The 21,466-nt window shown below is 69.7% G+C and carries 16 protein-coding genes; 9 read left to right on the forward strand and 7 right to left on the reverse strand.

Annotated elements, in window-relative coordinates; all coding sequences use genetic code 11:
* Window positions 1-109: 109 nt before the first annotated feature.
* Entirely contained in the window at window positions 110-1,321 is a 1,212-nt protein-coding gene (locus ACWD3I_RS22660) for a cytochrome P450 family protein (RefSeq protein ID WP_365409947.1), read from the reverse strand.
* An 838-nt stretch (window positions 1,322-2,159) separates the two neighbouring features.
* Here ACWD3I_RS22660 and ACWD3I_RS22665 point away from each other — a divergent pair.
* Entirely contained in the window at window positions 2,160-3,305 is a 1,146-nt protein-coding gene (locus tag ACWD3I_RS22665; RefSeq protein ID WP_365409951.1) for an ABC transporter substrate-binding protein, read from the forward strand.
* Between the two features lie 529 nt (window positions 3,306-3,834).
* Here the strand turns inward: ACWD3I_RS22665 and ACWD3I_RS22670 are convergent.
* Window positions 3,835-5,607 carry a HAMP domain-containing sensor histidine kinase gene (locus ACWD3I_RS22670; protein WP_365409954.1) on the reverse strand — a complete coding sequence of 591 codons (1,773 nt, stop codon included), beginning with the start codon at window positions 5,605-5,607 and terminating at the stop codon, window positions 3,835-3,837.
* Window positions 5,594-6,325 (reverse strand): response regulator transcription factor, encoded by a 732-nt coding sequence (locus ACWD3I_RS22675; RefSeq protein ID WP_365409957.1) that lies wholly within the window; start codon window positions 6,323-6,325, stop codon window positions 5,594-5,596. The genes ACWD3I_RS22670 and ACWD3I_RS22675 overlap by 14 nt, the downstream gene beginning before the upstream one ends.
* 308 nt (window positions 6,326-6,633) lie before the next feature.
* On the opposite strand from ACWD3I_RS22675, the gene ACWD3I_RS22680 reads away from it, so the two are divergent.
* The 4 genes from ACWD3I_RS22680 to ACWD3I_RS22695 are packed head-to-tail and all read left to right on the forward strand — an operon-like array spanning window position 6,634 to window position 10,508.
* Entirely contained in the window at window positions 6,634-7,917 is a 1,284-nt protein-coding gene (locus ACWD3I_RS22680; protein WP_365409960.1) for an efflux RND transporter periplasmic adaptor subunit, read from the forward strand.
* Window positions 7,914-8,621 carry an ABC transporter ATP-binding protein gene (locus ACWD3I_RS22685; protein WP_365409963.1) on the forward strand — a complete coding sequence of 236 codons (708 nt, stop codon included), beginning with the start codon at window positions 7,914-7,916 and terminating at the stop codon, window positions 8,619-8,621. The genes ACWD3I_RS22680 and ACWD3I_RS22685 overlap by 4 nt, the downstream gene beginning before the upstream one ends.
* On the forward strand, window positions 8,618-9,880 hold the full coding sequence (locus ACWD3I_RS22690) for an ABC transporter permease (protein WP_365409966.1): 1,263 nt from the start codon (window positions 8,618-8,620) through the stop codon (window positions 9,878-9,880). The genes ACWD3I_RS22685 and ACWD3I_RS22690 overlap by 4 nt, the downstream gene beginning before the upstream one ends.
* Before the next feature lie 34 nt (window positions 9,881-9,914).
* Complete coding sequence (locus ACWD3I_RS22695; protein WP_365409969.1) at window positions 9,915-10,508, forward strand: hypothetical protein; 594 nt, start codon at window positions 9,915-9,917, stop codon at window positions 10,506-10,508.
* A gap of 729 nt (window positions 10,509-11,237) precedes the next feature.
* Here the strand turns inward: ACWD3I_RS22695 and ACWD3I_RS22700 are convergent.
* The 3 genes from ACWD3I_RS22700 to ACWD3I_RS22710 all read right to left on the reverse strand — a co-directional run bounded on the left by ACWD3I_RS22700 (window position 11,238) and on the right by ACWD3I_RS22710 (window position 14,444).
* Window positions 11,238-12,920, reverse strand: coding sequence for an MFS transporter (locus ACWD3I_RS22700; RefSeq protein ID WP_365409972.1), 1,683 nt, complete (start codon window positions 12,918-12,920; stop codon window positions 11,238-11,240).
* A 112-nt stretch (window positions 12,921-13,032) separates the two neighbouring features.
* On the reverse strand, window positions 13,033-14,250 hold the full coding sequence (locus ACWD3I_RS22705; protein WP_365409975.1) for an NAD(P)/FAD-dependent oxidoreductase: 1,218 nt from the start codon (window positions 14,248-14,250) through the stop codon (window positions 13,033-13,035).
* Entirely contained in the window at window positions 14,247-14,444 is a 198-nt protein-coding gene (locus ACWD3I_RS22710) for a ferredoxin (RefSeq protein ID WP_362304676.1), read from the reverse strand. Before ACWD3I_RS22710 ends, ACWD3I_RS22705 begins: the two co-directional genes overlap by 4 nt.
* 84 nt (window positions 14,445-14,528) lie before the next feature.
* On the opposite strand from ACWD3I_RS22710, the gene ACWD3I_RS22715 reads away from it, so the two are divergent.
* Genes ACWD3I_RS22715 through ACWD3I_RS22730 form a run of 4 tightly spaced genes read left to right on the forward strand, consistent with a single transcriptional unit; the run spans window position 14,529 to window position 18,478 of the window.
* Complete coding sequence (locus ACWD3I_RS22715; protein ID WP_365409978.1) at window positions 14,529-15,068, forward strand: PadR family transcriptional regulator; 540 nt, start codon at window positions 14,529-14,531, stop codon at window positions 15,066-15,068.
* On the forward strand, window positions 15,065-16,279 hold the full coding sequence (locus tag ACWD3I_RS22720) for a cytochrome P450 (RefSeq protein WP_365409981.1): 1,215 nt from the start codon (window positions 15,065-15,067) through the stop codon (window positions 16,277-16,279). The genes ACWD3I_RS22715 and ACWD3I_RS22720 overlap by 4 nt, the downstream gene beginning before the upstream one ends.
* Window positions 16,280-16,304: 25 nt before the next feature.
* Window positions 16,305-17,507 (forward strand): cytochrome P450, encoded by a 1,203-nt coding sequence (locus ACWD3I_RS22725; RefSeq protein ID WP_365409984.1) that lies wholly within the window; start codon window positions 16,305-16,307, stop codon window positions 17,505-17,507.
* Window positions 17,504-18,478, forward strand: coding sequence for an SDR family NAD(P)-dependent oxidoreductase (locus ACWD3I_RS22730; RefSeq protein ID WP_365409987.1), 975 nt, complete (start codon window positions 17,504-17,506; stop codon window positions 18,476-18,478). Before ACWD3I_RS22725 ends, ACWD3I_RS22730 begins: the two co-directional genes overlap by 4 nt.
* A gap of 406 nt (window positions 18,479-18,884) precedes the next feature.
* On the opposite strand, the gene ACWD3I_RS22735 is transcribed toward ACWD3I_RS22730, so the two are convergent.
* A complete protein-coding gene (locus tag ACWD3I_RS22735) occupies window positions 18,885-21,416 on the reverse strand; it encodes a glycosyl hydrolase family 95 catalytic domain-containing protein (protein ID WP_365409990.1) in 2,532 nt (843 codons plus the stop codon).
* Window positions 21,417-21,466 lie beyond the last annotated feature (50 nt).

Raw genomic sequence — 21,466 nt, forward strand, 5'->3', positions numbered from 1 at the left:
GTGCGCCAGGTATGGGCCGTTCTGTGATCCGCATGGCTCGGTGAGGTCTGGGCGTCGCGTCGCCCGCGTTCAACGCGTCGCTCGGGCCGGAGTCGAGGAACCGGATGAGCTACCTCAGGCGCACCGGCAGCTCGTGGAGATCGTTCTGCGTCACCACGGGCCTGTTGCGGAGTTCCCGAGAGGGGACGGCCAGAGCGAGGTCGGGGAAGCGGCTGTACAGGGCCGGGAGTGCAACTCCCGCCTCCAGGCGGGAGAGGGCCGCGCCGGGGCAGACGTGCGGACCGTGGCCGAAGGAGATGTGCCGGTTCTTCGTTGTGCGGGCGATGTCGAATGCCCCCGCCGTCGGACCGTGTGCCATCTCGTCGCGGCCGATCGCGCCGTACGAAACGATCAGTGCGTCGCCCGCAGGGATCATTCCCCCGCCCACCGGCACGTCCTCCGTGGCGAAGCGGATGAGGACGTGGGAGCTGGGTGGCGAGTAGCGGAGGGTCTCCTCGATCACCGAGGACCACTGCGCTTCCCCTGACAGGACCAGCGACCGTTGTTCGGGGTGGGTGGAGAGGTTCACGACGGAGTTGATGATCAGGGAGACCGTCGTCTCGTGGCCGGCCGCCACCATCACCTTGAGAGTGGAAAGGATTTCCTCGTCGGTGAGCCGGTCGCCCCCCTCTGGCGCCTGGAGCAGGGCGGACGTCAGGTCGTCGCCCGGTGATTCCCGTTTGGCCGCCACCGTCTCCACCATGATCCGGGTCAGTTCGGTGAGGGTCGAGACGAACTCCTGCGGAGGTGTCTCCAGGGAGAAGAACTTCTCGAAGAGGACCTTCAGTCGGGGGAGTCGGCCTTCCTCGATGCCCAGCAGGTCGGCGATCACGTACATGGGCAGCGGGTAGGCGAACTCCGCCTTCAGGTCGACTACGCCGGAGCCGTTCGTGGGTAACTGGTCCAGCAGGCTCTCCGCGAGCTGCGTGATGCGCTCGCGCAGCTTTTCCACCCGGCGAGGAGTCAGCGCCTGCGCGGTCAGAGTCCGCAGCCGCCGGTGGTCCGCACCGTCCACGGTCAGCATCGAGCGGCACGGGTTGGCCAGAGCGATGAGCGGCCAGTCGGAGGGGATCTCGCCGCGCTGCCAGGCACCCCAGGCCTTGATGTCCTTCACCAGTCGCGGGTCCGTGAGCAGCGCCCGGGCCTCGGCGTGATAGGTCACCGCCCATACGGGGACGCCGCCGGGCAACTCCACGGCAGCGAGTGGGCCGGCCTTCCGCAGCTTCGCGCTTTCCCCCTCGAGGTCGCGGACAAGTGGATCCAGAGCGATACGGGTTGTCATGCGGGGCTTCCTCCGGCCAGAGGGCAGTGAGCGCAGCGGGACGGCACCGGCGGAACTGGACGTGGAGATCTGCGGGGCCCCGCATCCCGGGAGGTGCGGCGGATTACGCCGGATCTGTCCCGGCTCGACACCCTGCGGACAGCCCATGCGTGATCGTCCGGCGCGGTGTTCGGTCTTCCGGGTTCTTGTTCGTGGGGCAAGTCGCGCCGACTCGTCCGAAGGTCGCTTGTGTTTACCCGAGCGTCACTAGGTCACGAAAACGTAGGTTACTGTAACCGCCATATGGACTGGCATCCTCCTTTTGGTGGAGCCGACGGAGCCTACGTGAGGGTCGCGCCCGGATCCCCGGTGCTCGGCCTGGTCGTGCTGACTCCTCAAAAACGAGGATGTGTTGTGCGGCACTGACGGACCGCCGCCTCCGAGCCGCCGGTGGCTTCGGGATCCTCCTGCAGGCAGATGCGGATGGCGGTGCCGTGGCGCCGGGGGCCTTCATGCACTCCGGGTCGCGGCTCGCGAGCCACATGGACGGCATCGCGCCGATGCGCCGGAACGCGGCATCCCGGTGCGATGCGGCGGTCGGCGGCGCCTTGTCCCGGGTGGGGCCGCCCGCATCGAGGGCCTGCGCCGGTCCTGGACCGCGTGGCCTGGAAGTGGCCGGCGGGAGAAGCCATGACGGTGGCCTCAGGGGCGTTCAACCGTTCGGTTGAACGCGGTGTCCACCTCCAGCACGCACACCGCTCCGGACAGGCGACGCGAAGACCCGATCGGCGCAAACAGAATGATCACGGCCCTGGCGCCGGGCCCCGCGACACCATCCCCGATCAGAGAGGCCCCCAACATGTCGAACTTCCTCAGCAGACGACGTGTCCTCGCCACCGGGGCCGGTGCGGCCCTCGGGCTCGGTGCGCTCGGTGCCACCGCGGTCCCGGCCTCCGCCTCTTCCACCGCCTCCCGGCGGACCGGCGGGCCAGAGGAGACCAGGACGCTCGACGAGCTGTACCAGGCCGCTCTCGCCGAGGGCGGCAAGCTCGTCATCTATGCCGGCGGCGACACGCCCGACCAGCAGGACGGCACCAAGGCGGGCTTCCTCAAGCGCTTCCCGGACATCGATCTGACGCTGATCGTCGACTACAGCAAGTACCACGACGTCCGCGTCGACAACCAGTTCGCGACCGACACGCTCGTCCCCGACGTCGTACAGCTGCAGACCCTGCAGGACTACGACCGCTGGAAGAAGCAGGGCCGCCTGCTCACTTACAAGCCGGCCGGGTTCTCCAAGGTGTACGACGCCTTCAAGGATCCGCAGGGCGCATGGGTCGGCATCCAGGCGGTCGCGTTCAGCTTCATGTACGGCGTCGCCGCGGCCGGTTCGGATGCTCCGCGCACCCCGCTCGACCTCATCGACTCGAAGTGGCAGGGGAAGATCGCGTCGTCGTACCCGCACGACGACGACGCGGTCCTCTACCTCTACACGCTGTACGCGCAGAAGTACGGCTGGGACTGGATGGCGAAGCTCGCCGCCCAGGACGTGCGGTTCGCCCGGGGCGCCAACTCGCCGGGGGACGCGGTCTTCTCCGGGGAGAAGACGATCGGTATCGGTACGGCGGGCTCACTGGCCGCACCGTCGTCGTCTCCCGCGAGGTTCGTCGTCCCGGACGGCCACCCGTTTATGGCCTGGGGTCAGCCCGCCGCGATCCTCAAGCAGGCCAAGAACCTGGCGGCCGCCAAGCTCTACCTCAACTGGGCGGTGTCCTCCGCCACGCAGCAGGCGTCCTTCAACGGCTGGTCGGTGCGCACCGACAGCGTTCTCCCTGCAGGTCTGAAGCCCATCTGGGAGTACCCGAACGCGAACATCGACGGCTTTCCCCCCTTCATGGCCGACCGCGCCGCGGTCGAACGCTGGAAGCAGACCTTCGCCCTGTACTTCGGCGAGGTCCAGGGCGCCCCGACGCCGGGCTCGCTCGGCCTGCACCCCGGGGCGTGACGGTCGGCGAGGCCGCCGGTCCCCACTCCCCGGCGGGACCGGCAGCCTCGCTCCTCACATGAGCCACACAGGCGCCGGTTGGACTCCGGCGCCTGTCCGTGCCGTGTGAGTCAATCCGTCCAGGGGCCTGCCGTGTACTTCGCCGTACCGTCAGCGGGCTGCTGGCCGTGGCACACGCGGTGGGTCCGGCGGCCTGGAACAGGCTCGGTCCTCTCGCCCGGCACATCTGGATCACGGCCATGCTCTTGTTGTGGATGGTCCTCGTCGTCATCGTTCCGCCGCCCCTGAGCGGCACGTGGGACGGCAGGGACAGCGATCACGGTCGTCCTGGTCGGTCAACTGACCAGGACCGCCGGGCATTTCGATCCGGAGACGGTGTTGATTCCCGTGGCGGCCGTGTGGGGTGCAGGGGCCTGCTGAAACTCACCTCCGAGGAATGTGTCCAGCCGTCCACTCTCCGGACAGGATCCGGAGCACGGTTCACCTCGGCCGGCTCGTCGTTACCCGGCGATCCACGCCCACAGTCCCGTCACGGTTGTGGCAGCCGGACGGTGAACACCGAGCCGCGGCCCGGAGCGCTGGCCACCGAGACGGACCCGTCGTGCGCCTCTGTCAGCTTGCGGACGATGGCCAGCCCGAGGCCGCTTCCGCCGGTCTCCCGGTTGCGTGACTTGTCCGCCCGCCAGAAACGGTCGAAGACATGGTCCAGGTCAGCCGGATCGATTCCGGTCCCGGAGTCGGCGACCTCCACGACCAGGTAGTCGCCCTCCACGCGGGACCGCAGAACGACGGAGCCACCGTCCGGCGTGTGCCTGACCGCGTTGGACACGAGGTTGCTGATCACCTGACGCAGCCGCACCCGGTCGGCATGTGCCTCGACCGTCCCGGCGGCCTCGATCCGCAGCCCGACGCCGGCCAGGTCGGCGGTGCCGCGGTGGGCCGCCGTCACCTGTTCGAGCAGCTCACCGATGTGCAGCGACTCACGGTGCAGCACGAGGTTCCCGGCATCGGCTGCCGCGAGATCACGCAGATCGTCGATGACGTGCTGCAGCAGTACCGCCTCGTCCAGGAGGAGTGCGAGCAGCTCAGGGTCGGCCGGGGTGAGCCCGTCCTGGGCCGCCTCCAGCCAGCTGCGGATGTTGGTCAGAGGGGTGCGCAGCTCGTGCGCCACGTCGTTGACCATCGCCCTGCGTTGCTGTTCGAGTTCCTGTCTGCGCTCGGCGAGGTCGTTGAACGCCGCGGAGAGCAGGCCGATCTCGTCGTTGGCTGTCACCGGGACCCGTACGGCCTCGCTGACGGGGTGCTGGGCCGCCTGGATCAGGGCGCGCAGCGGACGGACCAGCCGTCTGCCCACGAGCGTGGTCACGGTGGCGGCGACGGCGAGGACGAGAGCCGCCGCACCGACGATCCGCAGGATGTTCCCCGCGGACAGCCGCAGGCCCGAGCTCTCCGGACTGCTGCGGTCACCGACGAACAGCAGCACAGGGGGCGAGACGTAGGCCCGGAGCTGCTGGCGCCGGGCGTCGTTGACGCACTCCTGGGCCGCACGGTCGGAGTTCTCGGGACCGGTCGCGTAGGTGTAGCTCCAGGAGAAGTCCGCAAGGACGTCGAGCCCCGCTCTGCCCTGCTGCTTCATGCACTTCGAGGCGAGGTCGCTCACCTGCGACAACGCCAGCCTCTCCGACGGCAGGGGTATCGCCAGAGTGACGGGATCGCATGACTTTCTCCCCTCGGGGTCGGGGGCGGGGCGGGCCGGCCGGATCTCGGGGCGTCCGCTGGGCAGCGTGGTGATCTCGGCGTCGATTCCCCTCGCGCGCAGGCACCGGGCGATCGTGTCGGCCGTTCGCCGCAGCTGCTTGCGGTCCTTCGCCTCCAGGAGGTATGGGCCCACGGCGCGCGGATCGATCGTGCCGGCATCGGACAGGACCGGGTCGAGCCGCAGCGGGTCGACCTGTGCGGTCGGCCGGTACGGCAGTTCGACGGCCTTCTCGGAACCAGCGATGCGGGTGCGTGCCTGTGTGGTCGTGGTCACCGTGACCGCCCTCCCGGATCGCGCCGCGAGGTCGCCGACCAGCTCCTGCACTCCGACCCAGTCGGAGTGCGTCGCCGCGTAGCCGATCAGGGCGTCGTAGATGCCGGTGTCGTCCTCCAGGGACTCCCCCTGCTGTGTGCGGATCGCCCGCGTCGTGGTCGTGACGGCGAGCCAGGTCGTGGCCGCCACCGCGCAGACGGCGACCAGCAGCGAGGCGGTGAGCAGGCGGGTGAACAGGCTGCCGCGCAGCGGGACTCTAGCGCGGGTCACGCCGCTCACTCCGGTCCTCCACGGCGGCGGGTCCCGGGGTCAGCTTGTAGCCGACCCCGTGGACGGTGACCAGGTACGCGGGGCGGCGCGGGTCGGGCTCGAGTTTCTTGCGCAGGTTCATCACGTACATGTCGATCGTGCGGTCCGTCGGGGCGGTGTCCCAGCCACGGGTGCGTTCGAGGAGCTGCCTGCGGGTGAAGACCCGCCCGGGTTCGGCGGCCATGGTCGCCAGGACCGTGAACTCCCCGCGCGTGCACGTGACCTCGCGGCCGGAGGCGTCCAGCACCTCGTGCCGGAGGGGGTCCACCGTGAGGGGACCCACCCGCAGCACGCCGTCGTCCGCCGGTTCCACACGCTCCACCCGCCGCAGCAGCGTACGGATCCTGGCCATCAGCTCGCGCGGGCTGTAGGGCTTGGTCATGTAGTCGTCGGCGCCGAGATCGAGGCCGAGCAGCAGGTCGTTCTCGTCGGACCGCGCGGTCAGCATCAACACCGGTACGGCCGACTCGCCGCGCAGGATCCGGCACACGTCGAGGCCGTCGACCTTCGGCAGCATCACGTCCAGCACCAACAGGTCGGGCCGCAGCCGGCGCGCGGCGTCGATCGCCGCCCGTCCGTCGTGCACGACCACCGCGCTGTGCCCCTCCGACTCCAGATACATGCGCAGTACCTGAGCCTGTCTGACGTCGTCCTCGGCAACCAGGATCCGTGCGCTCATGACGGTGACTATAGGTCGGGCGTCCAGCGGGGCCCGCCCTGCTGACAATCTCGATACATCTCCCTGAAACCGCTCTGATTCCGGTCCGGCATCGTCGGCTCCGTTCGCAGAGGAGTGCCTCTTCCTCCTCCGGCCGCCGGGTGCGTCCCGCTCCCGGCGGCCCGTATCGATCGGGAGTCATCACCCATGATCCGAGTCACCCGGCACGCCGCCGCAGCCCGCGCCGTGCCGACTGCTGGCCGGCGCGCCCCGCGGCGCCCCGCACCTCTCGTCGTCGACCTGCCCCGCCCCGCCTCGGAGTCCCGCCGATGACCGGCGGTGACCCGGAACCCGTACCCACCGCGGCCGGCGCGGTCCCGCGGGGGCGCCGACGACGCGTCCGGGTCGCACTCGCCGTGGGCGTGGTGTCGCTGGCGGGAGCGGGCGTCGCCATGGCGGTGCCATGGGACTCCGGTGCGGGTACGGCGCGGTCCACGTCCGAGCCATCGGCGCGGACGGTCAAGGTGGTCCGTACCGACCTGACCGACACCCAGTCCCTCGACGGCACGCTCGGCTACGGCACCCCGCGTACGGTCAAGGGGACCGGCGAAGGCACGGTGACGTGGCTGGCGCCGAGCGGCAGCACGGTCTCCCGGGGCAAGCCGCTGTACCGCGTCGACGACCTGCCCGTGCCGGTCTTCTACGGCAGCGTCCCGCTGTACCGGCGGCTCGCGACCCCGAACACGGTGGGCCGCGATGTCCGCGTGATCGCCGACAACCTGCGGGCTCTCGGCTACGACATCGGCAGCCAGCCCGCGCCAGGGCAGACTGTCACCGTCACGGCTTCGACGACCGACACGCCGAGGTCGGACGCTGACGCGAGCACATCCGGCGAGGGCAAACAGGCCGCGTCCTCGTCCAGCCCGTCCCCGTCGGCATCCGCATCCTCGCAGTCGGCTCCCACGACCAGCCATGTACAGGTGCGGTCCGGCGACGGCGTGCTCACCGCTGACCTGATCAGCGCGATCAAGCGCTGGCAGGCTGCCCGAGGCGTGCCCGTCACCGGTGTGATCGAGACCGGCGACGTGGCGGTGCTCGGCGGAGCGGTCCGGGTGGAAGGCGCCACCGTCCAGGTCGGCGACCCTGTCGCCGGGTCCCTGCTGCGCGTCACCACCACCGCCAAGGCCGTGACCGTCCAGGTGGACGCCACCCAGGTCGGCGCCGTCAAGCGCGGAGCCCCGGTGACGGTACGGCTCCCGGATGACACCACGGCCGCCGGCAAGGTGACCCGTATCGGCACCGCGGTCGAGACAACGGACGACCAGGACGACGGCACGGCACAGAAGGTGACCATCACGGTCACGTTCACCGACCCCGGGAAGGTGAAGAAATTCGACTCGGCGCAGGTCTCGGTCGCGTTCGCCTCCGAGACCCACACCGGGGTGCTCGCGGTACCGATCACCGCACTGCTCGGACTGCGCGGAGGCGGCTACGGGCTGCAGCTCACCGACGGCCGGTTCGTCGCCGTGGAAACCGGCCTGTTCTCCAGAGGGATGGTCGAGGTCAGCGGTGCCGGGATCACCGAGGGCGTCCGAGTGGTGACCGCATCATGACGGCAGTGCTGTCGGTCCGGGACGCGGTGGTCGAGTATCCCGGCGGGGTCAAGGCACTCGCCGGGGTGTCCCTGGACATCCGGGACGGCGAACTCCTGGCCATCGTCGGACCGTCGGGTTCGGGCAAGTCCACCCTGCTGCACGTCATGGGCACCCTGGACCGGCCGACCAGCGGCAGCGTCGTGATCGCCGGTCACGACGTCACCACCCTGCCGGACCGGCAGCTGTCCGCGCTGCGCGGGCGCTGGCTCGGCTTCGTCTTCCAGCAGTTCCACCTCTCCGACGGCCTGACCGCCACCGAGAACGTGGCCACCGGCCTGCTCTACGCCGGAGTGCCGAGGAACCGCCGGGGCCCCCTCGCCGTCGCGGCGCTGCAACGGGTCGGCCTGGCCCACCGCGCCGACCACCAGCCGCACCAGCTCTCCGGCGGCGAACGGCAGCGGGTGGCCATCGCACGGGCTCTCGTCCACGAACCCGCGCTGGTCCTCGCCGACGAGCCCACCGGTGCGCTGGACACCGCGAACGGGCGCGCCGTGCTCGAACTGCTCACCCGGCTCAACGAGGAGGGAACCACCATCGCGATCATCACCCACGACCGCGACATCGCCGCCCGGCTGCCGCGACAAGTGGAGATCCAGGACGGGCTCATCGTCGCCGACAACTCCGCTGCGGACAGGGGCGCAGGCCACAGGGTCGCGACATGAGGGCAGCCCTGTGGCACCGGCCGAGGGGTGCACGGCACGGGTCCGCGACGCCGTGGCACCGGCCTGTCCGGCTCTCGCCGTCCGACCTGCTCCGCCTCGGCCTGGTCGGCATCCGAACCCGGCGGATGCGGGCGGCGCTGTCCGCGCTCGGCATCTCCATCGGCATCGCCACGATGATCGTGGTCACCGGGATACCGGCCTCCAGCCAGCGGGCGCTCAACGCCGAACTGACCGCGCTGGGGACCGACCGGCTCCAGGCGATGGCGGACGCGCATGCCGCCGAGCCGGGGGAGCCGGCCTCGTTCCCGCCCGAGTCGGTCGCGATGGTCGCCCGTGTCGGTCCGGTGCGGGCCGTGACCGCGGTGGCCAACACCCATAGGGTGGTCCGGCGTTCCGACCGGATCGGTGAGCTCGACCTGTCCGGCCTGACGGTACTGGCCGCCCGGCCGAACCTGCTCGACGTGATCAACGCGAAGATCCGCTCGGGCCGGTACCTGACCGCGGCCACCGACCGGTTCCCCACCGCCGTCCTCGGCTCGGTCGCGGCGGCCCGCCTGGGCTACCCCGACCTGCGCCCCGGCGAACCGCCGCCCCTCCTGTTGATCGGCGACCGGTGGTTCAGCGTCATCGGGATCCTGCGCACCACACCGCTGACTCCGGACATCGACCGGTCCGTCCTGGTCGGCTGGGAGGCCGCGCACAGCCAGCTCGGATTCGACCGCAGGCCGACACAGCTGTTCATACAGGCGGATGAGGCGGCGATCGAGGACGTGGACGCGGTGCTTCCCGCCACCATCAGCCCGCAGTCCCCGAGCATGGTGCTGGTCAGCCGGCCGTCGGACGCCCTGGCCGCGAAGCGGTCCGCCGAGGCCACGTTCTCGGGGCTGTTCGTCGGCCTGGCCGGCCTCGCGTTGCTGGTCGGCGGCATCGGCGTCGCCAACACCATGGTGATCTCCGTGCTCGAACGCCGCCGCGAGATCGGACTGCGCCGCGCGCTGGGCGCCAACCGGGGGCAGATCCGCGGCCAGTTCCTCACCGAATCGATCGCGCTGTCCGGCCTCGGTGGTCTCACCGGGATCACCGTCGGGGTCCTCGCGACCCTGGGCTACGCCGCCTACAAGGACTGGCCGCCGGTGATCCCGCTCAACGCCGTGACCGGCGGGCTGGGCGGCGCCGTACTCATCGGCGTCATCGCGGGCGTGTACCCGGCCGTCCGGGCTTCCAGGCTGTCCCCGACGGCGGCGCTGTCCACCACCTGAACACACCGGCACATCAGAGGAGATGATCGTTCCCATGCGTACATTCGTCGCGCCCCGCCCGGCGCGTTTCGTCCGCTGTCTCACCACGGCCACCGCTCTGGCCTCACTGGGGCTGCTCACGGCCTGCGGCGGAGGATCCGAGCCCGCCGAGGACGCCGCGGACACCGGCGTCGCGAGTGTGGCCACGCCCAGCAGCGCGCCCTCTCCGTCAGCGGTGCAGGTCGAACGGCCCCTCATACGGCCCGACACGACGAAGGAGGAGGAATGGCGGCTGTGGCAGGTGTACCTGGACTGCCAGGCCCAGCATGACCTGGCGAACTACATGATCAAGAACGAGGACGGCAGCTGGAAGGGGTACAAGGGCGGAAACGACAAGCTGTACAACGCCGCGCTGAAGGCATGCGCGTCCAAACAGCCCCAAACTCTGCCTGACCGTGTTGCCAAGGAGGATCCCAACTGGAAGGACAAGTACCGGCAGTGGATCAGCTGCATGCAGTCCCACGGCATCGCCGCGGAACCCTCGTGGGACTCTCCCGGCTACTTCGCCCTGACCGGTGGTCGTTTGCCGACGTCGAGCCAGGAGAAGTGGGTCAAGAAGTGCGAGGCCGACGCGTACGTCGCCAAGTAGCCGACCGCGGGCCGTCACGATGCCGGCCCTTGATGGCGGCCGGATCGTGTCGTGTCGCGTGAGCAGGCCGGAGAGCGCTCCGGGGCTCCGGGGCCGGTCGCCGGATCGGCCTTGGGCCCCGGGCCCCTTCTTGTCGGCCGACACCCGGGACAAGGTCGCGCAGTGACTGGTTGTCCCTGTTGAGCTCCGCGTCGCGTGGACCGGGGCGGGGCTGGTGCGGGCGCGACCTGGGAGGTGGTCGCTTCCGTATCCCGCGGCGGGACACGGTCGGTCGACGAAAGGGCGGGCCCGCCGCCGCTTCCGACCAAACGAGGTGCGCCGGAAAGGAGTGTCCCTCTCGCCGACGCAGAGCTGCTCAGGCACAGCCCCTGCTCATAGGGCGGCTCTCGCGCAACTCTCCGAACAGTGAGGCTCGTTGAAACGAGAGGTGACGTGATGGCTTTGTCCCGGTCTGACTTGCTCCGCCTGATGGAGCCACTGCGCACGGGGGACGGAGTCAAGTCGATCAGTGTCCTCGCACAGCGGTTCCTGCAGGAACCATTCGAGGCCGCGGCCAGGCAGGGCCACGCGCCAATGCCGGTCGGTCGGCCGTCCGTTCGGTACGCGGACGTCGGTCAGAGTCGCGCCGCAGGCTACGGCGTGTGCGAGGGGGAGGCGTGACTCCCGCCGTAGGACGACGTCCGGGATCGGGCCGACCGACTGCTCAACCGGGGTTTCACCGCCACACGCTCAGAGCCGAGGGTGGGCCGCGTGCTTCGGGCAGCGCGTGCGATGGTCGGCCCGCCGTCCCCAGCGGGCGCGCGGGTTCGTGCCGGAAGACCGAGATGCCTGTGGGACGGCGGATCGGGCCGGAGCGGTGCCCCGCCCCGGAACCGTGTACGACTCCGGCGCCGGCGACCAATGCCCGCCGGTCATCGATCCGCCACGGATCAGTCGCCGTCGGTCATAGTCCGCGTACCGACCTTCTCGACCATCGCGTCCGCCCGGTGACACCTCGGCATCGGGCAGGTGCCGGGGGATGAAGGAGGCGACGGCCAGAGCGACGGCAGCGGCACCGACGCCGATCGCCAGCACGGCGCGCAGGCCGTTCTCCGAGGGAACCTCCACGCCGTGGAAATCGATCGTCATATGGGCGAGGAGCACCCCGGCCAGGGCGCTCGAGGTGGTGGTCCCGATGGATCGCATCAGGGCGTTGAGGCTGTTGGCCGCGGCGGTTGCCGATACGGGAACGGATTCCATGACGAGGGTCGGCAGCGCGGCATAGCCGAAACCGACTCCCATGGCGACCACGCAGGAGGCCATGATCAGTGTCCATGTGGCGGACATCATCACCATGATGAGGAGGTAGCCCACTCCCACGACCACGGCGCCGATCATCAGGGTCGTCTTCGGCCCCCGGGTCCTGGTGACACGGGCCGAGAGCGGGGCGACGGCCATCATGACCAGACCCTGCGGGGCCATCGCCAGCCCCGCCGAGGTGAGGGACTCGCCCAGCCCGTGGCCCGTGGCCTTGGGTAACTGGAGTACTTGGGGCAGGACCAGGTTGAGCGCGAACAGGGCGAACCCGAAGGCCAGTCCGGCGAGGTGGGTGAACAGGACCCGGGGGTGTGCGCTGGTGCGCAGGTCCACCATGGGCTGGGGGGTGCGCAACTCGAACCAGCCCCACAGCGGGAGGACGACCAGGGCCACGGCGAGGAGGCCGAGAGTGGTGCCGTCGCCCCAGCCCCAGTCGGTGCCCTTGGAGATCGCGAGCAGCAGACAGGCCAGACCGATGCCCATGCCCACGGCGCCCGTGAGGTCGACGCGCCCACCGGGGCGCACCTTCGACTCGGACACGAACAGCAGGACGAGAAGGAGCGCGAGCGCGCCCAGGGCGGCCGAGGTCCAGAACAGTACGTGCCAGTCGAACGTGTCGGCGATCAGCGCGGCCGCGGGCAGGCCCAGAGCACCGCCGACGCCGAGGGAGCCGAGCATCACGGCCGTGGACACGGGGAGGCGCTCGGTGGGCACCTCGTCCCGCAGGATGCTCACCCCGAGCGGGATGACCCCGTTCGACAGGCCCTGCAGGGCTCGTCCGGCGATCATCGGGGCGAGGGACTCGCTGAGCGCGCAGATCACGGATCCCGCCACCATCATGGCGACGCCGATCAGCAGCATGCGGCGCTTGCCGTACATGTCGCCGAGCCGGCCCATCACAGGGGTGGCGACGGCGCCGCACAGCAGGGTGGCGGTGAGCGCCCAGGCGGCGTCGGAGGCGGGGGCGTCCAGGTACTCGGGAAGGTGGGGGATGATCGGGATGATGAGCGTCTGAACCAGTGCGACGGTGACTCCGGTGAAGGCGAGGACCGCCACCAGGACGTTCGCACGCCAGCCGTCCGAGGACTCGGATGTCAGGGGTGGTGGGAAGGACATGGGTCGGGCCTCCGGGGCGTGGGGGAGGGGAGCGGAAGAGCCGATGGCGCTCGTACGTCGTGGACGACCGGGATCGGCGGTCGCGCGGAGGTGAGCAGGTTCCTGCCGTGACTCACCGCGGCGTCCCGGTCGCGGTGCTCTCGACGGCGGCCGGCGTGCCCGTCCCGTTCGCCGCGACCTCGTGCCACGGGGTGCCCGCGGTCAGTGCCTGCCGCCAGCCACGCAGGACCTTCGGCGTGACGCCCACGCCCAGGACGCCGGTCAGACGGTCGCCGCTGCGGTAGGCCACCACGAAGCGGCGCTCACCCAAGTCGCCCTCCACCAGGGCGACTTCGTCATGGCCGCGCAGGTATCCGTGCGCCTGGATCTTCATGTCGTACTGGTCCGACCAGAAATACGGCACCGGTGCGAACTCCTTGCGCGCCTCGGGTGCGGCGAGCAGGTTGCGGGCGGCGGCCATGCCCTGCTCGGCCGCGTTGGTGCGGTGCTCGATCCGCATGGAGGTGGCGAACAGCGGGTTGTACCAGCGGGCCACGTCCCCGGCCGCGTAGATGCCGGACGCGGCCTGGCAGTACGCGTCGCACGCCACTCCGTCCTCCACGGTGAGCCCGCTGCCGGCCAGCCACTCGGTGTTGGGCTGCGACCCCACGGCTACCAGGACCTCGTCGCCCTCGATGAACTCGCCGTCGGAGAGGAACACACCTACCTCGGTCACCCGCGACACCGTCACCCCGGTGCGCAGGTTCACGCCGTGCTCGCGATGGGCTCGGGCGAAGACCTGGCCGACCTCCGTACCCACCACTTGGGCCAGCGGAACCGCCGCGGGTTCGAAGAGGGTGACGGAGGAGCCGAGCGCCGTAGCCGTGGCCGCGACCTCGGCACCAAGGAACCCGGCGCCGACGACGAGGAGGCGGCGTCCGTGCCCGAGCCGTTCCCTCAGGGACAGGGCGTCGTTCAGTGTCCGCAGCACGTGAGTGTTCTCGCTCGGCAGTCGACGGGGGCGGACACCCGTGGCGATGACCAGTCCGTCGTAGGGCACTGTCGCACCGTTCGCTAGGCGCACCGCCCGAGCTGTGGTGTCCAGCCCGGTCGCGGTGGTACCGAGGCGCAGATCGAGGCCGAGTGCGTGCATGTCGGCGGTGCCACGCAGCGCCAGTTGCCCGGATTCCCATTGTCCGGTCAGGAACTGTTTGGACAGGGGAGGCCGGTCGTACGGCAGGAGCAGTTCGTCGCCGATGAGGGTCAGCGTCCCGTCGTAACCCTCCCGGCGCAGCGTCTCGGCCGCCGCGAGGCCCGCGGCCGAGGCGCCGACGACAACGATCCGCCTCACCGCTCGACCAGACGGATCGCCGCCGCGGGGCAGAGAGCCGCGGCTTCCTTCACGCCGTCGAGGAGGGCCGGGTCGGGCCGGTCGTCGAGCAGGACGGCCACTCCGTCCTCGTCGCGCTGGTCGAACACGTCCGGAGCGGCCAGGACGCACTGGCCGGCGGCGACGCATTTGGGCTCGTCGAGTTCCACTTCCACACGCATGGTTTTCGTCCTCGTTCTCGGCGGAGTCGGGCGAGTGTTGATTGCTAGGTTATGAAGACCTAGGTTACGGTAACCGCTATGTGGATCGACATCCTCCTTTTGGCCGAGCTGGCCCGCGGGCCACGACACGGTTACGAGCTGCGCAGGGAGGTGGAGGCGGCGACGGGACACACGCTGTCCAACAACTCCCTCTATCCCCGGCTGCGTCAGTTCGTCGACGGCGGGGCGGTGCTGCGCAGTTCGCAGGAGCAGGAGGCCAAGCCGCCGCGGCACGTCTACTCGATCACCGACGTCGGGCGCGAGGTTCTGCACGACATGCTGGCCGAGCTCCCCGAAGGCGGAGCGGACCAGTCGCGCGAGTTCCATGCGCGGCTGGTGAACTTCGCCTGGCTGAGCACCGAGGAACAACTGCGCGTACTCGACGCCCGCGACGGGGTGATTGCCCTCAGCCGCGACCGTGTCGCCGCGCTGGCGTCCGTGCGGATGGAGCGCTGGAGCCGCCTCGCGCTCGACCACGGGATCGCGTGCATCGACGCGGAACGCAGTTGGCTGGCCGGGCTGCGGATGGAGATCCGGAACAGCGTTACCCCCTCCCCATCGACCCAGGAGCATGGATGAGCACGGTGACCGACGCCAACGGAGCGGCTGGACTTCCCGTCTTCCCCGGTGAGCGTTCAGCCCGCTGTCCTTTCGACCCGCCGTCCGAATACGCGCAGTGGCGCGAGGCGGAGGGGCTGCGCAAGGTGGTGTGGGGCGGCCACACGGTCTGGGTGGTGAGCCGGCTGGAGGACATCAAGACCGCCATGACCGATCCCCGCGTCAGCGCGGACATCGTCGGGCGGCTCCAGGGGGAGGAGCGCGGTGAGGGTGCCCCGCCGATCTTCCCGCGGATGGACGACCCGGAGCACGCCCGGCTGCGCCGCATGCTGACCAAGGACTTCACCGTCAAGCGGGTACAGGCCATGCGTCCGCGCATCCAGGAGATGGTGGACGACTTCCTCGACCAGATGATCGACAAGGGTCAACCGGCCGACATCGTGCGTGACTTCGCGCTGCCCGTGCCGTCCCTTGTGATCTCCCTGTTGCTCGGAGTGCCGTACGCGGACCACGAGCTCTTCCAGCGGCACACGGCTGTCACGATGAGCTTGCACCGCCCGCAGGAGGAGCGGACCGCCGCGAGTGCGGCCCTCTTCGGTTACCTGCGGGAACTGGTCGCACGCAAGGAAGCGGAGCCCGGCGACGACCTCATCAGCCGCCTGCTGAGCGAGCACGTCGCGAAGGGCGACATCGACCGCGACACGGTGGCGATGAACGGGTACCTCATGCTCAACGCCGGCCACGAGACCACGGCCAACATGATCGCCCTGAGCACCCTGTTCCTTCTCCGCCATCCCGACGACCTCGCGCGGATCCGGGACACCGACGACCCGAAGGTGGTCGCGGGCGCGGTGGAGGAACTGCTGCGCCACCTGACGATCGTGCACAGCCTGGTGGGCCGCATCGCCGTCGAGGATGTCACCATCGGCGGACAGCTGATCAAGGCCGGTGAAGGCCTGGTCATCAACCTGCCCGCCGGCAACCGGGACCCTGAGTTCTTCCCCGACCCCGACGCCTTCGACATCGGCCGCGATTGCCGCGGACACGTCGCCTTCGGCCACGGCACCCACCAGTGCATCGGCCAGATCCTGGCCCGCGCGGAACTGGAGATCGCGCTGCCCGCCCTCCTGCGCAGGCTTCCGGACCTGCGACTCGCGGTTCCCTTCGAGGAGCTGAGGTTCCGCGGCGACATGAGCATCTACGGCGTCCACGAACTGCCCGTCACCTGGTGAACCGCGACCGTACCGAGAGGCACGCATGACCGTCACAGACACCCGGTCCTATCCGTTCGCCACCGAGAAGCTGGACTTCGACCCGCTGTACACGGCGCTGCGGCGCGAAGAGCCCATGTGTCGCGTCCAGCTGCCCTACGGCGAGCCGGCCTGGCTGGCCACCCGCTACGAAGACGTGAAGGTCGTCCTCGGCGACCCGCGCTTCAGCCGCGCCGCCGCCGTCGGCCGCGACCAGCCCCGCTCACGCCCCTATCCGGCGGGCGCCGGAGCGATGATCAGCCTAGACCCGCCCGAGCACAGCCGGCTGCGCAGGCTGGTGGCGAAGGCGTTCACGATGCGGCGCATCGATCAACTGAGGCCGCGCGTCCAGCAGATCGCGGACGGACTCGTCGAAGCGATGATCGTCAAGGGGCCGCCCGCGGAACTGGTGCAGGACTTCGGGCTGCCGTTGCCGATCGCCGTGATGTGCGAACTGCTCGGCGTGCCCTTCGAGGACCGGGCCGACTTCCGGCGATGGGCGGACGCCTACCTGTCCACCAGCAAGTTCACCCGGGAGCAGGTTGGCGAGTCCCGCGCACAGCTGAGGGAGTACGTCTCCGCCCTCACCGCCGAGCGCCGCAAGGAACCGCAGGACGACCTGTTGTCCGCCCTCGTCGCCGCCCGCGACGCCGAGGACCGCCTCTCCGAGGAGGAACTGCTGACGATGGCGGAGACGATCCTCGTCGCCGGCCACGAGACCACCGCCACGCAGATCCCCAACTTCGTCTACCTGCTGCTCACCAACCCCGACCAGCTCGCGGTCCTGCGCGGCGACCTGGACTTGGTGCCCCGGGCCGTGGAGGAACTGGTGCGCTACATCCCCGCCGGAGCGGGCAGCTCGCAGCCGCGCTACGCCCTGGAGGACGTCGAGTTGGGCGGCGTGATCGTGCGCGCGGGCGAGCCCGTGGTGGTCGACAGGTCCTCGGCCAACCGGGACGAGTCCGTCTACACCGATCCCGACCAACTCGATCTGACGCGCAAGGAAGCCCCCCACATCGGGTTCGGGCACGGCGCCCACCACTGCCTCGGCGCCCCGCTGGCCCGGATGGAACTCCAGGTCACCCTCCACACCCTGCTGACACGGTTGCCGGGTCTGCGGTTCGCCGACTCCGCCGACGACGTCGTGTGGAAGTCGGGCGTCTCCACGCGCGGTCCGGAGCGGATGCCGGTCACCTGGGACCACGCATGACCGACCTCGGATTCGACGGCAGGGTCGCGGTCGTCACCGGCGCGGGCGGCGGACTGGGCCGGGAGTACGCCCTGCTGCTGGCGTCGCGCGGAGCACGGGTCGTGGTCAACGACACCGGCGGGTCGACGGCGGGCGAAGGCGCTGACGAGGGCCCCGCCGAGAGCGTTGCCCGGGAGATACGCGATCTGGGAGGTGAGGCGACGGCGGACACGCACAGCGTGGCGACACCCGAGGGCGGAAAGGCCGTCGTCCGTACCGCCCAGGACGCCTACGGCACCGTGGACATCGTCGTCAACAACGCCGGCATCCTGCGGGACGCACCCTTCCACGACATGACGGCCGACCTGCTCGATCCCGTCCTCGACGTACACCTGAAGGGCGCCTTCTTCGTCACCAGGCCGGCCTGGAACCTGATGCGTGAACAGGGCTACGGCCGCGTGATCAACACCATCTCGGCGGCCGGAGTGCTGGGCACGGCGGACAAGAGCAACTACGGCGCCGCCAAGACGGGTCTGATCGGCCTCACCCGCGTCCTGGCCGCCGAAGGGGCCGCACACGGCATCAAGGCCAATGCTGTGGCCCCGATCGCCCTCACCCGTATGCTCACCCAGTCCCTGACGCGAACCGGAGCGCAGGGGAAGGCTCCCGAGTCAGAGCCTGATCGTGCCGAGCAGGCCATGACCGTGGAACGCATGAGGTCCTTCGTCGACCGGCTCGATCCGGCGCTGGTCGCCCCGGTCGTGGCCTACCTGGCACACGAGGACTGCCCCGTCTCCGGCGAGATGTACACGGTGGGAGCCGGCCACGTCGCGCGGTTCTTCGTCGGTAGAACGGACGGCTATTTCAATCCGGCCCTGTCGATGGAGGACGTGCGGGACCACTTCGACGAGATCAGGGACGAGACCGGATACACGGTCCCGAAGGACCCGGGCGAGGAGACCGGCAGGTTGTTCAGGACGGTGCAGGGCTGACGGGGAGAAGCGCGGCTTGATCGGTTCTCCGAAACGGCCGCCGATCCGATCCTCGATGTCGCGAATCGGTGCTGATTGTCGCTGGAATGCCACGATCCGTACTCTCGCCCCAATTTCTTTCATGAATTCGCGCATTTCCGGCAGGGCTCCCGGCCTGCGACGAGATCGGTTCTCGTCGCAGGCCGGGAGTCACTGTCTAGGCAGGAGGCTCGACTATCGAGCAACGCCCGCCGTTCGCCGGGTCGTACACGCACCCCGCGGCGGACGCCGTCGGTCCCGTGAGCGCGAGAGCGGCTATGGCGAGAAGTCCTGCCATGCAGATTCTCTTGATGGGTTTCACGACCTGACGCTTCATTCAGAGGTCCTTTTCTCTTTCTCGCCGGCAGGTTTGGGAAGCCTGCAGGAATCACCTCGACGGCGATTGCTTTAATCTTACCCAAAGCTGATCGCTGTGGTGATGGAGAAATGAGGAGATTTTGGCGAGGGGTGATAATTGAAGGACCGTGAAATGGAATCTCAGGGGGACAGGCCGATGACCCTGCTGCCCAGGCTCTTCGGCGTGGTGGCGGGGCTTCCGCTCACTGCGGCGAAGGGGAGAGACGTGGTGGGGGCCGAGGGCCGCTGGATCAGGTACGACGTCCCGGACGTGGCGGGAATCGTGAGCGTGGCGCCGTTCTGGCCGGAGAGCACCGTCCCCCCCGGAGCCGTTGACCACCATGACGTTCTGGCCGGGCCACGGATTGCGTACGGTGATGTCGCCGCTCGCGCCGGCCCGCACCGCCACCGTCACCAGCGTCCCGCCGCGGATCTGCACATGAGCCTTGCCCTTGTGCTGGATGTACACCGTCCCGTCGGCATCCCAGGAACTGGGCCAGCCCGGCGCGATGCGAAGGAGCCCGTCGTAGTTCTGCACGAGTCCCTCGCTGATCGCGGCCGCGTTGACGCCCTGTTGCTCCAGATACGGTGTCTGCGGCTGGGCGTTCCAGCTGGCCAGGCCGTTGGGGAAGACCTGGTACTTGGCGACGTTGGCCGTCATCGCGGTGCGCATCTCGTCTCCCAGACCGAGCCGGGCGGCCTGCAGCGCGTCGAAGCTCCAGTCGCTCCGCGTGACGTAACTGCGGTATGTGAAGGTCCTCTTGCCCAGGTCGGTGTCGTTGCCGCTGTCCCCGATCAGCCCGTACGGCCAGACCGGTTCGAGCCCCAGGTTCTCGGCGTTGTGCTGGGTGGCTGTCGGCTGGGCGGACAGGGCGATCAAGTTCGTGCCGGAGGCGTCGGAGGACGGGCCGAGCACTTGGGTCTTGGTCGCGGTGTCCGTCCTGGGCAGTGGACGGATCTTCGGGATGGCGGTGAGCAGAGCCGAGACCAGGTCGGCATCGAGGCCCAGCGTCTGAGCCGCCGACACCACGACCGGGAACAGGGCCCGCATCGCCGTCACGTCCGTCGTCGGGTCGTTGACCGCCCACTGCGTCTCGTGCGCGTTGGAGGTGGTGTGCAGCAGACCGTCCGACCCGGTCGTGGCGTGCGACAGCAGGAACTGCGCGGCGCCCTTCATCAGCGGGTAGTACCGCGTCAGGAAGGACCTGTCGTCGGTCGTCAGATACGTCTGCCAGATCCACATGCCGATCTCGGCGCCCGTGGTGACCGTCTGGGAGTTGTAGGACGGGGTGATGAGCGAGTCACAGGAGGCGTTGCTCTCCGCCTGCCCCGGGGCGTAGTAGCCGTTGCCGTTGAACCGCATCGTCTCCGGCACGCACAGCCCCTGCCTGCCGGGGAAGTGGGCCCTGGTCCAGGCGGCGATGTCGTCGATGTTGGTGCGGTAGAGGTCGAAGACCGGGGTGTTGAGGGAGAAGGCGCCGGCCGAGATGTTGGCCTGGACGTACATGCGCAGGTTCCAGAACCAGTAGCCCGCGGGGTACCAGGGCTGGCTGTCCTGGCTCGGGTTGAACAGGTTCGCCTCGCCGGCCTGGCTGCCGGGCAGGGCGCCGCGGTTGGAGGCCGCGATGTTGTACAGGTAGAGGGTGCGCATGTTCTCGAAGTACTCGCCGGAGCCGTCGGCGGACGAGATCTTGATGAGGCCCACCGAGTTCCAGTAGGCGTGCCACCAGGCGAGATGACCTGCGGCGAGGTCCGCGGAGGGACGGGTCAGATCGCTGCTGAGCAGGGTTGTCGTGGTGCTGACCGCGTCGCCGCCGGTCCAGGCCGGGGACGCCACGACGACGCGGAACGCCCCGTCGCTGTTGGGCCGGAAACTCACCTGCCCGGTACGGGAGTCGGGCGTGGAAGCGGTGACGTCCCGTCCGCCCGCGCTGATCCCGGCCAGCGTCCCGAAGGTCCGTCCGGAGGCGCCGGACACACCGCTGTCGGTCCATGCCTCCGATAACGTTGCCACCGAGCCGGAGGCCTGCGCACTGGGGGAACGGCTGCTCCACAGCTGCACCTGCGCCGTCTGCGTGCTGCTCGGGTCGGCGCCGGTGACGTCGACGACGAGCTGCGAGGTGTCCGCCCGCACGTACGCCCGCAAGGTCATACCGCCGCCGGATTGGTACAGCGTCCCGTCGTACAGGTCCAGTCGGCTGGTGAAGTCGGAGGCGGAGGTGAGTCTGCTGAGGCCGGGGACGGTGACCCAGCCGGGCGATCTGCGGTTGGGGAAGGTGTCGTTGCGGTTGAGCTGGGCGGTGAAACCGTTCGCCGCCCAGGCGGCGACGCCGAGCGTGCCGTTGCCCAGGGGGACGAACTCGCTCGCGGCGGTGTTCGCGCGCGCGAGCACGATGTTCGACCGGCGGACCACGTTGGGGGTGTCGACGACGAACCCGCCGTTCTGCCACGCCGTGGTGTTCGCCGCGGCGAGGGCCGCCGGCTGACTGGCCACCGGCCCTCCCACCACGACCAGTGAGGTGACGGCACCGGCCGCCAGTAATCGCTTCCAGTAGTGACGCATCCATGTCTCCCGGTTCTGTGCGGGTGTCTGGTGCTCTGAACTCTGGTTGC

It is taken from the genome of Streptomyces sp. NPDC002817, from assembly GCF_053592055.1.

Coding starts and splice junctions, on each gene's coding strand:
- ACWD3I_RS22660 (WP_365409947.1), bottom strand. CDS start 1,321: ATGACAACCCGTATCGCTCTGGATCCACTTGTCCGCGACCTCGAGGGG.
- ACWD3I_RS22665 (WP_365409951.1), top strand. CDS start 2,160: ATGTCGAACTTCCTCAGCAGACGACGTGTCCTCGCCACCGGGGCCGGT.
- ACWD3I_RS22675 (WP_365409957.1), bottom strand. CDS start 6,325: ATGAGCGCACGGATCCTGGTTGCCGAGGACGACGTCAGACAGGCTCAG.
- ACWD3I_RS22680 (WP_365409960.1), top strand. CDS start 6,634: ATGACCGGCGGTGACCCGGAACCCGTACCCACCGCGGCCGGCGCGGTC.
- ACWD3I_RS22685 (WP_365409963.1), top strand. CDS start 7,914: ATGACGGCAGTGCTGTCGGTCCGGGACGCGGTGGTCGAGTATCCCGGC.
- ACWD3I_RS22690 (WP_365409966.1), top strand. CDS start 8,618: ATGAGGGCAGCCCTGTGGCACCGGCCGAGGGGTGCACGGCACGGGTCC.
- ACWD3I_RS22695 (WP_365409969.1), top strand. CDS start 9,915: ATGCGTACATTCGTCGCGCCCCGCCCGGCGCGTTTCGTCCGCTGTCTC.
- ACWD3I_RS22700 (WP_365409972.1), bottom strand. CDS start 12,920: ATGTCCTTCCCACCACCCCTGACATCCGAGTCCTCGGACGGCTGGCGT.
- ACWD3I_RS22715 (WP_365409978.1), top strand. CDS start 14,529: ATGTGGATCGACATCCTCCTTTTGGCCGAGCTGGCCCGCGGGCCACGA.
- ACWD3I_RS22720 (WP_365409981.1), top strand. CDS start 15,065: ATGAGCACGGTGACCGACGCCAACGGAGCGGCTGGACTTCCCGTCTTC.
- ACWD3I_RS22725 (WP_365409984.1), top strand. CDS start 16,305: ATGACCGTCACAGACACCCGGTCCTATCCGTTCGCCACCGAGAAGCTG.
- ACWD3I_RS22730 (WP_365409987.1), top strand. CDS start 17,504: ATGACCGACCTCGGATTCGACGGCAGGGTCGCGGTCGTCACCGGCGCG.
- ACWD3I_RS22735 (WP_365409990.1), bottom strand. CDS start 21,416: ATGCGTCACTACTGGAAGCGATTACTGGCGGCCGGTGCCGTCACCTCA.